At 69.3% G+C, this 13,491-nt stretch carries 13 protein-coding genes and 1 pseudogene; 8 read left to right on the forward strand and 6 right to left on the reverse strand.

Going from position 1 to position 13,491, the window contains the following annotated elements; all coding sequences use genetic code 11:
- Positions 1 to 10 precede the first annotated feature (10 nt).
- From coxB to QTI17_RS17800, 3 genes are all read right to left on the reverse strand, one after another.
- Positions 11 to 1,195, reverse strand: coding sequence for a cytochrome c oxidase subunit II (coxB, locus tag QTI17_RS17790; RefSeq protein ID WP_286534750.1), 1,185 nt, complete (start codon positions 1,193 to 1,195; stop codon positions 11 to 13).
- 67 nt (positions 1,196 to 1,262) lie between these two features.
- The gene (locus QTI17_RS17795; RefSeq protein WP_286534914.1) at positions 1,263 to 1,739 is read right to left on the reverse strand and encodes a DUF2244 domain-containing protein; all 477 of its coding nucleotides are present in this window, start codon (positions 1,737 to 1,739) and stop codon (positions 1,263 to 1,265) included.
- 122 nt (positions 1,740 to 1,861) lie between these two features.
- Complete coding sequence (locus tag QTI17_RS17800) at positions 1,862 to 2,776, reverse strand: methyltransferase domain-containing protein (RefSeq protein WP_286534751.1); 915 nt, start codon at positions 2,774 to 2,776, stop codon at positions 1,862 to 1,864.
- 22 nt (positions 2,777 to 2,798) lie between these two features.
- Between QTI17_RS17800 and QTI17_RS35235 the strand changes: the two are divergent.
- A pseudogene (locus tag QTI17_RS35235) lies at positions 2,799 to 3,513 on the forward strand (ComF family protein).
- A gap of 26 nt (positions 3,514 to 3,539) precedes the next feature.
- Positions 3,540 to 4,001, forward strand: coding sequence for a tRNA (cytidine(34)-2'-O)-methyltransferase (locus tag QTI17_RS17810; protein WP_286534752.1), 462 nt, complete (start codon positions 3,540 to 3,542; stop codon positions 3,999 to 4,001).
- A 1-nt stretch (position 4,002) separates the two neighbouring features.
- Here the strand turns inward: QTI17_RS17810 and QTI17_RS17815 are convergent, their stop codons facing one another.
- Both QTI17_RS17815 and QTI17_RS17820 read right to left on the reverse strand, forming a co-directional pair.
- Entirely contained in the window at positions 4,003 to 4,461 is a 459-nt protein-coding gene (locus QTI17_RS17815; protein WP_286534753.1) for a MaoC family dehydratase, read from the reverse strand.
- A gap of 73 nt (positions 4,462 to 4,534) precedes the next feature.
- On the reverse strand, positions 4,535 to 5,176 hold the full coding sequence (locus QTI17_RS17820; protein ID WP_286525400.1) for a ParA family protein: 642 nt from the start codon (positions 5,174 to 5,176) through the stop codon (positions 4,535 to 4,537).
- A gap of 78 nt (positions 5,177 to 5,254) precedes the next feature.
- Between QTI17_RS17820 and kefF the strand changes: the two genes are divergently transcribed.
- Complete coding sequence (gene kefF, locus QTI17_RS17825) at positions 5,255 to 5,893, forward strand: glutathione-regulated potassium-efflux system oxidoreductase KefF (RefSeq protein WP_286534754.1); 639 nt, start codon at positions 5,255 to 5,257, stop codon at positions 5,891 to 5,893.
- A gap of 2 nt (positions 5,894 to 5,895) precedes the next feature.
- Entirely contained in the window at positions 5,896 to 7,749 is a 1,854-nt protein-coding gene (gene kefC / locus QTI17_RS17830; protein WP_286534755.1) for a glutathione-regulated potassium-efflux system protein KefC, read from the forward strand.
- 9 nt (positions 7,750 to 7,758) lie between these two features.
- Here the strand turns inward: kefC and QTI17_RS17835 are convergent, their stop codons facing one another.
- Entirely contained in the window at positions 7,759 to 8,625 is an 867-nt protein-coding gene (locus QTI17_RS17835) for an amidohydrolase family protein (protein ID WP_286525405.1), read from the reverse strand.
- Positions 8,626 to 8,741: 116 nt separating this feature from the next.
- Between QTI17_RS17835 and QTI17_RS17840 the strand changes: the two genes are divergently transcribed.
- The 4 genes from QTI17_RS17840 to QTI17_RS17855 are packed head-to-tail and all read left to right on the forward strand — an operon-like array spanning position 8,742 to position 13,429.
- On the forward strand, positions 8,742 to 9,515 hold the full coding sequence (locus QTI17_RS17840; protein ID WP_286534756.1) for a crotonase/enoyl-CoA hydratase family protein: 774 nt from the start codon (positions 8,742 to 8,744) through the stop codon (positions 9,513 to 9,515).
- Between the two features lie 19 nt (positions 9,516 to 9,534).
- On the forward strand, positions 9,535 to 11,445 hold the full coding sequence (locus tag QTI17_RS17845; RefSeq protein ID WP_286534757.1) for a feruloyl-CoA synthase: 1,911 nt from the start codon (positions 9,535 to 9,537) through the stop codon (positions 11,443 to 11,445).
- 34 nt (positions 11,446 to 11,479) lie between these two features.
- Positions 11,480 to 12,244: an SDR family NAD(P)-dependent oxidoreductase gene (locus QTI17_RS17850; RefSeq protein ID WP_286534758.1), complete on the forward strand. Its 765-nt coding sequence runs from the start codon at positions 11,480 to 11,482 to the stop codon at positions 12,242 to 12,244.
- A 45-nt stretch (positions 12,245 to 12,289) separates the two neighbouring features.
- Positions 12,290 to 13,429: an ABC transporter substrate-binding protein gene (locus QTI17_RS17855; protein WP_286534759.1), complete on the forward strand. Its 1,140-nt coding sequence runs from the start codon at positions 12,290 to 12,292 to the stop codon at positions 13,427 to 13,429.
- The last annotated feature ends 62 nt before the right edge of the window (positions 13,430 to 13,491 follow it).

The raw sequence follows: 13,491 nt of genomic DNA on the forward strand, positions 1-13,491 counted from the left end.
GGGCGCCGGCTTACTTGGCCTTGGCGCGCTCGGCCAGCACTTCGGAGGGCTGCACCAGCTGGCCGGTCTTGTTCGACCAGGCGTTCTTGGTGAAGCTCACCACGGCCGCGATGTCGGTGTCGCTCAGCTGCTTCCAGGCCGGCATCGCGCCGTTGTTCTGGCCGTTGAGCACCACGTGGAGCTGCTTCTGGTGGTCGGCGTCGAGGACGGTCGGCGAACCGTCGAGCGCCTTGATCGGGCCGGCACCGCGGCCGTTGGCCTGGTGGCAGGCCGCGCAGTTGGCCGCATAGACCTTCTCGCCGCGGGCCAGCATGTCGGGCAGGGTCCAGACCTTGGTCGGGTCGTCCTGCTTGGCGGCGGCTTCCTTGCGCTTGGCATCGACCCAGGCGGTGTAGTCGGCCGCGGCCAGCACCTTCACGTGGATCGGCATGTAGGCGTGTTCCTTGCCGCAGAGCTCCTGGCACTGGCCGTAGTAGTCGCCGACCTTCTCGGCCCGGAACCAGGTGTCGCGCACGAAGCCGGGGATCGCATCCTGCTTGACGCCGAGCTGCGGCACCGCGAAGGCGTGGATCACGTCGTTGGCGGTGGTGATGATGCGGATCTTGGCGTTGACCGGCACCACCAGCGGGTTGTCGACCTTCAGCAGGTAGTCGTCGGGCATCTCGCCGCGGGCGCCGGCGTTCGACATCGCGCGCTGCGAGCTGTCGAGCGTCGAGATGAAGGACAGGCCCTCGCCCTCGCCCTTCAGGTAGTCGTAGCCCCACTTCCACTGGTAGCCGGTGGTCTTGATGGTGAGGTCGGAGTTGGTGGTGTCCTTCTGGGCCACCAGCACCCGGGTCGCCGGCAGCGCCATCAGGATCACGATCAGGAAGGGCACGATGGTCCAGATCACCTCGACCACCACCGATTCATGGAAGTTGGCGGCCTTGTGGCCGACCGACTTGCGGTGCTTCCAGATCGAATAGAACATGACCGCGAAGACGGCCACGAAGATGACCGTGCACAGCACCATCATCACCGTGTGCAGGAAGTGCTGCTCCTGGGAGATCTTGGTCACGCCGATGGGCAGGTTCAACTGACGAACCGACGGACCGCCGGGCAGGTCGTTGACTGCGTGCGCCGCGCCGCTGAACGCCGCGCCGGCCGCCAGCAGCAGATTCGCCGGCCAGATCTTGTTCCGCCAATTGCTCTTCATCGTGTTCACTTCTTCATTTTCCTGTTAACCCCACCGGTCCCCACGGTGCGTCATTGCGCGCGCCCCCTCAGGCGGCCCGCAATGCCATGCGAATCTCGCGCGCCAGCGCCGCGCGCAACTCCGGACGCACATAGCGCCCCACCCTGACCGAACGACCCTGACCCGAGACCTCGATCAGCGAACGATCGCTGGCCTGGGGCTCGACCCGCACCTGGTGCGGCAAGAATTCCGTGCGCTCGTAGTGCCCGCCGTTCTCGAGTTCGACCACCAGCCTGCCGCCCTGCAAGGCGATCTTCTCGCCATCGGTCGCGTGCCGCGCATAAAGCACGAACGCGAACCCGACCGCGGCGAGTTCGAGCCACGCGAACGGCAACACGAGCCGCGCGCCGTTCAGCCAGAAGACCGTCCCGATGCCGAGCGACACCACGCAGAGCGACGCGTAGAGCCAGCCGAGCTGGCTCGGCGTGACCGAGCAGTTGCGCTTCAGGAACCAGTGGATGCTCTGGCCAGAAACAGTGGCAAAACGAAACACGGAATTCGACACGGGCGAGTTCAGCAAATCGGTGCGTCGACGACTGTCAAAAATGAATCGGACAGGCCTCGATCACGGGACAATACCCGGGAGTTCACGCAGCGCCGAATTGTAGCGGGTCAACCGAGCGGGTCTCAGTTGCCTACACGACCTCGCTGCAGCATGGAACGCATTTCCCGCAAGGACACTGCACTTTCCGCAGACAGCGCGACACGGGGGGCCGGTTTGAAGGCATGCCCGTAGATGATCTCGAAGGTCAGCCCGATCCGCCCGCCGCCCTCCTCGGCCGGCGCCAGCTCGGGCAGGGCGGCGCCGAGCGCGCGGCGCCAGTCCCTGCCGCGCAAGGCCGGAAAGCGAGCCGGATGCAAGTTGCGCCCCAGGGTGCGCAGCTCGGCCAGGGCGGCGTCGGGGCTGGTCCAGGTCAGCACGATGCGCTCCATGTCCATCACCGGTTCGGCGAACCCGGCGCCGACCAGCATGTCGCCCCAGTCGTGCATGTCGGTGAACTCGTGGCTGGCCGGCGGCCAGCCGAGCTGCCGGTGCAGGGCCCGCAGTTCCATCAGCGTGTCGGGCCCGAAGCAGGAGAACATCAGGAAGCCGTCGGTGGCGACCCCCCGGTGCCAATGCGCGATCAGCGCCTGCGGGTCGGCCGCCATGTGCAGCGCCATGTTGGCCCACAGCAGGTCGACGCCGTCCTCGGGCGGCGGATCGAAGCTGGGCCGGGCGCCCTGCCAGCGGCGCGCGGTCCACCACGGCGCGGTCAGCGACCGGGCGGTGGCGGCGGCCAGCACGGGATCCGGTTCGATGACGTAGGGCGTGGCATCCCGGTAGCGGCGCGCGACCAGGCCGTGAGCCTCCAGGCCGCCGCGCAGGGGCGACCAGTCGGCCCAGTGGCGCGGCTTGGCCGTGATCCATTGCAGCCGGTCTTCCATCCGGCGGCCGATTTCCTCATGAAGCCAGGGGGATTGCGAAGCCGGCGCCAGCCGGCTCCAGCGACCGGCCGCCGTGGCATCGATGGTCGGCGGGCGCTGTGCGGAGTCGGTGGGCATGGGGCGCTGAGTATATTGACGGATGTTCAAGCCCTGGGCGGCACGGCCTTTCTCGGCCCTGGCGGCACAGCTGCCGGGCCAGTGCGCGGTCTGCCGCGCCTGGCCCGCGGCGTCGATCTGCGAGGCCTGCGTGGCGCGTTTCGCGGCGCCGGTGGCACGCTGTCCGACGTGCGCGCTGCCGCTGGGCCCGGGCGACACCCGCTGCCTCGACTGCCAGCGGCGGCCGCCGCCGCTCGACGCCTGCCTGGCGGCCTGCGCCTATGCGTGGCCGTGGCCCGAATGCATCTCGGCCTTCAAGTTCCGTGGCGATGCCGGGCGCGCGGCACCCCTGGCGGCGCTGCTCCGCAGCGCACCCTGGGTCGAGCCGGCGCTGGAACAGGCGGACGCCGTGCTGCCGATGCCGCTGGCGCCGGCCCGCCTGCGCGAGCGCGGCTTCAACCAGGCGTACGAGCTGGCGCGGCGGCTGGCGCCGGACAAGTGCGATCCCCGGTTGCTGCTGCGCACCCGCGACACCGCGCCGCAGAGCGGCCTCGCGCGGCAGGACCGGCTGCACAACCTGAGCGGCGCCTTCGCGCTCGATCCGCGGCGCCCCGGGGCGGTGCACGGCCGGCGCCTGGTGCTGGTCGACGACGTCATGACCAGCGGCGCCTCGCTGTACGGCGGCCGAAGTCCTGCGGGCCGCCGGCGCCGCCCGCATCACCGCCATCGTGCTGGCGCGGACCGACGCGCCGGACTGATTCGGGCGGCGACCGACAATCGCGCCATGTTCCATATCGTTCTCGTCGAACCCGAGATTCCGCCCAACACCGGCAACGTGATCCGGCTGGCGGCCAACACCGGCTGCACCCTGCACCTGGTCGAACCGCTGGGCTTCTCGATGGATGACCGCCTGCTGCGCCGCGCCGGACTGGACTACCACGAGTACGCGACCCTGCTGCGCCACGCCAATTGGCAGGCCTTGCTCGACACCCAGCAGCCGCCGCCGGACCGGATGTTCGCGCTCACCACGCGCGGCACGCAGCGCGTGCACGACGTGGCTTTCAGGCCCGGCGACTGGCTGGTGTTCGGGTCGGAGACCCGCGGCCTGGCGCCCGAGCTGCGCGAGAGCTTCGCCCCGCCGCAGCGGCTGCGGCTGCCGATGCGCGAGGGTCAGCGCAGCCTCAACCTGTCGAACGCGGTGGCGGTGACGGTGTTCGAAGCCTGGCGCCAGAACGGCTTCGGCTGAGCTATTTGTACCGCCGAACGACCGACTCGGCGACGCAGGCCGGCTTCGGCGAACCTTCCAGTTCGATGGTCGTTTCCCAGGTCATCTGCAGCCCGTCGTTGGCGATCGGCTCCGAGCTCAGCAGCTTCATGCGGCCGCGTACCCGGCCTCCGACCGGCACCGGCGACATGAAACGCACCCGGTTCAGGCCGTAGTTCACGCCCATGCGCGACTCGACCACCTCGAAGGCCACTTCATAGAGCCGCGGCAGCAGCGACAGGGTCAGGAAGCCGTGCGCGATCGGGCCGCCGAAGGGGCCGGCCTTGGCGCGCTCGACGTCGACATGGATCCACTGGTGGTCGCCGGTCGCCTCGGCGAACTGATTGACTTGCTCTTGGGTGATGGTGATCCAGTCGCTCACCGCGACTTCCTGGCCGACGCACGCGGCAAGTTCCTGGAGGGTCTGGAAGGTCTTTTTCATCGCTTCACTGTAGCGGCGCGCCGACCCGGCCCCTGTCCACGCCGAGACATCGGGGCTCGGGGTAAACACGGGCTCAGGCCGGCCGGGCGGGCTCCCGGACGTCCAGCCAGTCGATGATCGGCTGCCATTGCTCCAGGTCGCGCTGCACCCGCCCCGGCGCGATGTCGAACAGCGTCAGCCCGCGGGCCGCCAGCTGGACATAGTTCTGGGTGTCGCGCAGCTCGCCGAGCACCGGCACGCCGAGCCCGGACACGAACTCGCGCAGCCGGTCCGCGGCCAGCGTGCGGGCGTCGACCCGCATGCCCACCAGGGCGATCTGGGTCTTGCCCGCGTGGCGGTTGGCGAGCAGCTTGTCGAGGAAATCACGCGTGGCGTAGATGTCGAAGATGCTCGGCTGCAAGGGCACCAGCACCTTGTCGGCCAGCGCCAGCGCCTCCTTGAAACGCGATCCGTGCAGCCCGGCGGGGGTGTCGATGACCGCGTGGGTGGTGCCGCGCGGCGGCCGCACCACGCTGCCGTCCTCGGACGCCTCCCAGCTCAGGATTTGCCGCGCCTGCGGCGGCCGCAGCCCGAGCCACAGCCGCGACGACTGCTGGCGGTCGATGTCGCCCAGCATCACGGCATGGCCGCGGCTGGCCATGTAGCCCGCGATGTGGGTGGCGAGGGTGGATTTTCCGACGCCGCCCTTGGGATTGGCGACCAGGACTACCGGCATGTTGGACTCCGACAGGCTGAACAAAGGCGTCATGGTAGCCGCGCGCGAAGCACCCCGGAGTGCGCTAATGTTCGCGCCATGTCGACAAACACCAACAACAACAGTCCGGCGCGCATCTACGTGGTGGCCGCCCATCCGCATTGGCGCGAATCGCGCGTCAACCGCCGTCTGCTGGAAGCCGCTCGGGCCACGCCAGGAGTCGACGTCAACGATCTCTACGACACCTACCCCGACTACGCCATCGACGTCAAGGTCGAGCAGGCCCGTCTGGCGCGCGCCGACCTGCTGGTGCTGCTGCATCCGATCCAGTGGTACTCGATGCCGGCGCTGCAGAAGCTCTGGATCGACGACGTGCTCGACTACGGCTGGGCCTACGGCACCGGCGGCCGGGCCCTGGAGGGCAAGGACTGCTGGCTGGTCGCGACCACCGGCGGCCCCGAGGCGAGCTACCACCCGCAAAGCTACAACCGCTATTTCTTCGACGCCTTCCTGCCGCCCTACGAGCAGACCGCGGCGCTGTGCGGGATGCGCTTCCTGCCGCCGCTGCTGTTCCACGGCGCCCGCAGCGCGCCCGCGGCCGAGGTCACGGCCCACGTCGAGGTCTTCAAGGAGCGGCTCCTCCGCTATCCGGACTGGCCGGAACTCGAGGGGCTCGACGTCTGCGTCAGCTGCCCGGTGCCCGAGATCGACCGACCGACGGCCCAGGAGGAAAGCTGAGCATGGAGCACGCACCCGCCTGGCTCATCAATACGCTGATCTACCTGGGCGCCGCGGTGCTCGTGGTGCCGTTGTCGAAGGCACTGGGGCTCGGCGCCATCATCGGCTACCTCGTGGCCGGCATCGCGATCGGGCCGTGGGGCCTGGGCCTGGTCACCAACGTCGAGGACATCCTGCATTTCGCCGAGTTCGGCGTCGTTCTGATGCTGTTCCTGGTCGGCCTCGAGCTCGAGCCCAAGCGGCTGTGGAGCCTGCGGCGGCCGATCTTCGGCTGGGGCTCGGCCCAGGTGCTGGCCTGCGCCGCGGTGCTGTTCCTGGTCGGCTGCGCCGCGGGCGCCGACTGGCGCGTGTCGCTGGTCGCGGCGCTCGGGCTGGCGCTGTCGTCGACCGCGATCGCGCTGCAGGTGTTCGCCGAGCGCAACCTGCTGCTCGCGCCCAGCGGCCAGGCCGGCTTCTCGATCCTGCTGTTCCAGGATGTGGCGGCGATCCCGATCCTGGCGCTGCTGCCGCTGCTGGCGGTCGGCTCGGCGGCCGGGCCGGCCATGACCGGCTGGGAGCGCACCTTCGAGGGCTTGAAGATCGTCGGCGTGATCGCCGCCATCGTGGTCGGCGGCCGGCTCGCCTTGCGCCCCCTGCTGCGCTGGATCGCGCGCAGCAACACGCCCGAGATCTTCACCGCGACCTCGCTGCTGCTGGTGGTGGCGATCGCCGCGCTGATGCAGTTCGTCGGCCTGTCGATGGCGCTCGGCGCCTTCCTGGCCGGCGTGCTGCTGGCGGAGAGCGAATACCGGCGCGAGCTGGAGACCGACATCGAGCCCTTCAAGGGCCTGCTGCTCGGCCTGTTCTTCATCGCGGTCGGCATGAGCATCGATTTCGGCGTGCTGCTGGAACATCCCGCGCTGATGGCGCTGGTGGTGATCGCCTTCCTGGCGGTCAAGTTCGTCGTCATCTACGCACTGGCGAAGGCGATGGGGGTGCCCTACCAGCAGCGGCCGGTGTTCACGCTGCTGCTGGCGCAGGGCGGCGAATTCGCCTTCGTGGTGTTCCAGGCCGCCGGCCCCGACGTGCTGCCGCATGGCGTCGCCTCGTTCCTGATCGCCGCGGTGGCGCTCTCGATGCTGGTCTCGCCGCTGCTGCTGGTGGCGATCGACAAATGGGTGCTGCCGCGCTTCGGCGCCCACAAGCCGACGACGATGGAGGAGATTTCCGAGCAGCAGGACGCCAAGGTGGTGATCTGCGGCTTCGGGCGCTATGGCCAGATCATCGGCCGGCTGCTGACCGCGCAAGGCGTGCGCATCACGGTGCTCGACCACGACCCCGACACCATCGAGGCGCTGCGCGAATTCGGCATCAGCGTGTTCTACGGCGACGCCACACGGCTCGACCTGCTGCGCACCGCGGGCGCCGGCACGGCCCGGGTGCTGGTGGTCGCGGTCGACGACATGGAGCAGTCGCTCAAGATCGTCGACTTGGCGCAGAAGCACTTCCCGCAGGCCAGGCTGGTGGTGCGGGCGCGCAACGTCACGCACTACTACCAGCTGCTCGACCGCAAGGTGGAGTTCGTCGAGCGCGAGCTCTTCGAGTCCTCGCTGCGCAGCGCCCGCTCGGTGCTCGAGGCCATCGGCTGGCCGGCCCACGAGGCGCGCGAGGACGCGATGCGCTTCCGGCGCCGCAACATCGAGCTGATGCTCGAGACCTACCCGCACTACAAGGGCGACCGCGCCCAGCTGATCGCGGTGGCCAAGAAGGGCCGCCAGCAGTTCCAGGAGCAGATGGCGCGGGAACGCGAGGAACGGCGCCAGCGCAGCGGCGCCCACTGGGACCGCGACAAGGTCGAGGAAGAGCGCCTGCCCTGAACCCGGTGCCTACTGGTCGAGCTTGAGCAGCCGCACCGCGTTGCCCTTGAGGATGCCCGGCATCACCTCGGGCTTGAAGCCGGCGTCCTCGAAGTCCTTGAGCCAGCGGTCGGGCGTGATCAGCGGATAGTCGCTGGCGAACAGCACCCGGTCCTTGAGCAGCGTGTTGGCGTACTGCACCAGCTGCTTCGGGAAATACTTCGGGCTCCAGCCCGACAGGTCGATCCAGACGTTCGGCTTGTGGGTGGCGACGCTGAGCGCCTCGTCCTGCCACGGGAAGCTCGGGTGCGCCATCACGATCTGCATGTCGGGGAAGTCGATCGCGACGTCGTCCAGGTGCATCGGGTTGCTGTACTCGAGCCGCAGGCCGCCGCCGCAGCGCATGCCCGAGCCGATGCCGCTGTGGCCGGTGTGAAAGACGGCCGGCAGCGCGTATTCGGCGATCACCTCGTAGATCGGCCAGGCCATCTTGTCGTAGGGGTGGTAGCCCTGCACCGTCGGGTGGAACTTGAAGCCCTTGACGCCGTATTCCTCGATCAGCCGGCGGGCCTCGCGCGCGCCCATCTTGCCCTTGTGCGGGTCGATGCTGGCGAAGGCGATCATGATGTCGGAGTTCTTCTGCGCGGCCTCGGCGATCTCCTCGTTCGGGATCCGGCGGCGACCCATGTTCGACTCGGCATCGACCATGAACATCACCAGCCCGATCTTGCGCTCGCGGTAGTAGTCGATGCTTTCCTGGATGGTCGGGCGGCGGCCCGACTTGAAGTATTTGTCGGCGGCGCGGTCGTACTCTTCGCCATAGTTGTCGAAGGGGTTCCAGCAACTCACCTCGGCGTGCGTGTGAGTGTCGATCGCGATCAGGTTCTGGTGGTCCATGGGGGTTGTCTCCGAACGGTTTGAAGCCTAGGGTAAATCCTTACGCCACACAGCGTCATGCGGCTTGAATTGATTATTTTTCATAACCATAATCGATCGTACTCCGGAATGCAATCATGACCTCCAACGACCTCCACCTCGACATCCAGGACGACATCGCCATCATCCGCCTCACGCGGGGTGCCAAACGCAACGCGCTGTCCGACGGCCTGATCCTGGCACTGCGCGACGCTTTCGAAAAGCTGCCCTCCACCGTGCGTGCCGCGGTGATCGATGGCGAGGGTCCGCATTTCTGCGCCGGCCTCGACCTGTCCGAGCTGAAGGAGCGCGACGCCGGCCAGGGCCTGCGGCATTCGCGCATGTGGCACGCGGCGCTCGAGCTGGTGCAGCATGGCCCGGTGCCGGTGGTGGCGGCGCTGCACGGCGCGGTGGTCGGCGGCGGGCTCGAACTGGCGAGCGCCTGCCACATCCGGGTGGCCGACAGCACCACCTTCTATGCGCTGCCGGAGGGCTCGCGCGGCATCTTCGTCGGCGGCGGCGGCTCGGTGCGCATTCCCAAGCTGATCGGCGCCGCCCGCATGACCGACATGATGATGACCGGCCGGGTCTACAACGCCGAGGAGGGCGAGCGCGCCGGCTTCGCCCAGTACCTGGTGCCCGAAGGCACGGCCTTCGACAAGGCGCTGGAGCTCGCGAAGCGCGTGGCGACCAACGCGCCGCTGACCAACTACGCGCTGATGCACGCGCTGCCGCGCATCGCCGAGCAGCCGGCCGACCACGGCTTCTTCACCGAGGCGCTGATGGCCGGCATCGCGCAGGCCGCGCCCGACGCCAAGGAGCGCGTGCGCGCCTTCCTGGACGGCAAGGCGGCCAAGGTCCAGAAAAGCTGAGACTCACCGAGGAATCCCCATGCAAGCCCCCCGTCCGACGACCCAGACGCCACGCTATCGGCCCGTGACTTTCGGCGTGCGCCGCGTCAACGTGCGCGAGGGCGCGGCGGGCGTGCGCTACCTCGAGGCCGCCGAGCCGCTCGGCCCCTACGCCGAACGCATCACCGACCGCTTCATGCACTGGGCCGAGACCGAGCCCGACCGCAGCTTCATGGCCCGCCGCGAGCAACTGCCCGACGGCAGCACCGGCGAATGGCAGCACCTGAGCTACGCCCGGGCGCTGCAGGACGCCCGCCGCATCGGCCAGGCGCTGCTGAACCGCGGCCTGGACGCCGAGCGGCCGGTCATGATCCTGAGCGAGAACAGCCTGGAGCATGCCCAGCTGGCGCTCGGCTGCATCTACGCCGGTGTTCCGTACTGCCCAGCCTCGCCCGCCTACTCGACCGTCAGCCAGGACTACGAGAAACTGCGCCACATCGTCGACACGCTGACCCCGGGGCTGGTGTTCGCGAGCGACGGCGCGCGCTACGGCCGCGCCATCGCGGCGGCGGTCCCGGCCGATGTCGAGGTGGTGCTGCAGCGCGGCCACGGCGGTGCCGGCGATCCGGGCACGGCCGCCCCCGAGCTGGCCGGCCGCGCCCTCACCGCCTTCGACAGCCTGCTCGCCACGCCCGCCACGCACGCGGTCGACGCCGCCATGGCGGCCACCGGGCCGGACACGATCACGAAGTTCCTGTTCACCTCGGGCTCGACCAAGATGCCCAAGGCGGTGGTCAACACCCAGCGCATGTGGTGCGCCAACCAGGTGCAGATCGCGCAGTCGATGCCGGCCCTCGCGGAGGAGCCGCCGGTGCTGGTCGACTGGCTGCCCTGGAACCACACCTTCGGCAGCAACCACAACGTCGGCATCACGATCTACCACGGCGGCACGCTCTACATCGACGACGGCAAGCCGACGCCGGCGGGCATGGCGGAGACGCTGCGCAACCTGCGCGAGATCGCGCCGACCGTCTACTTCAACGTGCCGACCGGCTTCGAGGCCATCGCGCAGGCCATGGAGACCGATGCGCAGCTGCGCCGGACGCTGCTCTCGCGGGTACGCATGTTCTTCTACTCCGGCGCCGCGCTGGCGCAGCCGATCTGGGACCTGCTGCACCGGATCCAGGAGGCCGAGATCGGCGAGCGCATCGTGATGGCGACCGGCCTCGGCATGACCGAGTCCGGCCCTTCGGCGATGTTCATCAACAGCCCGGACGTGCGCGCCGGCGACGTCGGCGTGCCGACGCCCGGCATGACGCTCAAGCTGATCGATGTCGACGGCAAGGTCGAGGTGCGCTACCGCGGCCCCAACGTCACGCCGGGCTACTGGCGCTCGCCGGAAGCCACGCGCGAGGCCTTCGACGAGGAAGGCTTCCTGTGCACCGGCGATGCCGTGCGCTGGATCGACGACGCCGACATCCACCGCGGCCTGCGCTTCGACGGCCGCATCGCCGAGGACTTCAAGCTCGCCACCGGCACCTTCGTGAGCGTCGGACCGCTGCGCGCGAAGATCAACACCGCCGGCGCCCCCTACGTGCACGACGCGGTGCTGACCGGGATCAACCTGAAGGAGGTCGGCGCGCTGATCTTCCCGACCCCGGCCATCCGGACGCTGGCCGGCCTGGCGCCCGAGGCGAGCCTGCAGCAGGTGGTCGAGAGCGCGCCGGTGCAGGCCTGGCTGCAGCAGCTGCTCGACGGGCTCGCCGCCGCCAGCACCGGCAGCGCCAACCGCATCGCACGCGCCCACATCGTTTCCGAGCCGCCCTCGATCGACAGGGGCGAAGTGACCGACAAGGGCTCGATCAACCAGCGCGCCGTGCTCAAGCACCGTGCGGCGCTGGCCGAGGCCCTGCATGACGGCACGTTGGGCTTCACGCTCAAGCCCCGATAGGCCGTTTTCACTGACAAACCACAAGGAGACTCGCATGAACATCCAAGGACAAGCCGCACTCGTGACCGGCGGCGCATCCGGCCTCGGCGAAGCCACGGCGCGCGAGCTCGCGCGGCTCGGCGCCAAGGTCGCAGTGCTCGACGTCAATGCCGGCCTGGCGGAGAAGGTCGCCGCCGAGATCGGCGGCGTCGCCTGCGTCTGCGACATCACCGACACCGACAGCGTCAACGCCGCGCTCGACAAGGCCGAGGGCGCGCACGGTGCGGCCCGCATCCTCATGAACGTGGCCGGCATCGGCAGCGCCAAGCGAATCGTCGGCAAGGACGGCAGCGCCGCGCCGCTCGAGGACTTCGTGCGGGTGGTCAACATCAACCTGATCGGTGCCTACAACGTCAGCCGCCTCTATGCGGCGCGCTGCGCCAAGCTGGACCCGAACGAAGGCGGCGAGCGCGGCGTGATGCTGTTCACGGCCTCGGTCGCGGCCTTCGACGGCCAGGTCGGCCAGCAGGCCTACAGCGCCTCGAAGGGCGGGCTGGTGGGCATGACGCTGCCGATGGCGCGCGACCTCGCGCAGCACGGCATCCGCGTCTGCACGATCGCGCCGGGCCTGTTCGCGACACCGCTGCTGAAGACCCTGCCCGAGCCGATCCAGCAGTCGCTTGCCGCCTCGATCCCGTTCCCGCCGCGGCTGGGCGATCCGGCGGAGTTCGCCGCGCTGGCCTGCCACATCGTCACCAACGGCCACCTCAACGGCGAGGTGATCCGCCTCGACGGCGCCCTGCGCATGGCGCCGCGCTGAGCCGGCCGCCACCCCGTTTTTTCGTTCGCCCCTCCAGGAGACATCATGAACATCAAGAAAAGCATCCTCGCCGCCGCGCTGGCCGCCGGCCTCTTCGGCGCCGCCCATGCCGACCTCACGGTCGGCGTCGTGCTGCCGCTGACCGGCCCGGCCTCGGGCCTGGGCATCCCGGTCAAGAACCAGATCGCGCTGTGGCCCAAGACCATCGCCGGCGAGAACCTCAAGGTCGTGGTGCTCGACGATGCCACCGACCCGACCACGGGCGTCAAGGACACGCAGCGGCTGGTGACCGAGGACAAGGTCGACGTCATCATCGGCTCGGCCGCGACGCCGGTCGCGATCCCGATGGCCGACGTGGCCGCGGAATCGGGCACCGTGCAGCTCGCCGCCTCGCCGGCCGGGCTGCCGCCGGGCAAGGACAAGTGGACCTTCCGGCTGCCGCAGTCCAACGACGTCATGGCCTACGCCGTGGTCCAGCACATGAAGTCGCAGAAGGTCAAGACCATCGGCTTCCTCGGCTACACCGACGCCTACGGCGAACTCTGGCTCAAGGCGCTGACCGCCGAGGCCGAGAAGAACGGCATGAAGGTCGTCGCCACCGAGCGCTTCGGCCGGGCCGACACCAGTGTCACCGCCCAGGTGCTGAAGCTGACCTCGGCCAATCCCGACGCGATCCTGATCGTCGCCTCGGGCAGCGGCGCCGGCATGCCGCAGAAGGCGGTGATGGAGCGCGGTTTCAAGGGCAAGGTCTACCAGACGCACGCCGCCGCCACGCAGGACCTGATGCGCACTGCCGGCAAGGATGCCGAAGGCACCTTCGTCGTCTCGGGCCCGGCCACCGTGGCGGAGCAGCTGCCCGACAGCCATCCCTCGAAGAAGGCCGCGGTCGACTTTGTCACGCAGTACGAGAAGACCTACGGCCCGGGCTCGCGCAACCAGTTCGCCGGCCACGGCGCCGATGCGCTGACGGTGCTCGAGAAGGCGGTGCCGATCGCGCTGAAGAAGGGCAAGCCCGGCACGCCGGAGTTCCGTGCGGCGCTGCGCGACGCGATGGAGACCATGGGCCGCACGGTGCTCGCGCACGGCGTCTTGAACTGGACGCCCGACAACCACTGGGGCTACACCAACGAGACCGGCGTCATGCTGAAGGTCGTGGGCGGCCAGTTCAAGGTCGAAGCACCGTAGCTCGCCCCCAGGTTGCCCGCACTTCGTGTCGGGCGCCCACCCCCTACCGGGGGCAACACCAG

Origin of the sequence: Variovorax sp. J31P179 (assembly GCF_030316985.1) — a bacterium.
Classification (GTDB): domain Bacteria; phylum Pseudomonadota; class Gammaproteobacteria; order Burkholderiales; family Burkholderiaceae_C; genus Variovorax; species Variovorax ginsengisoli_B.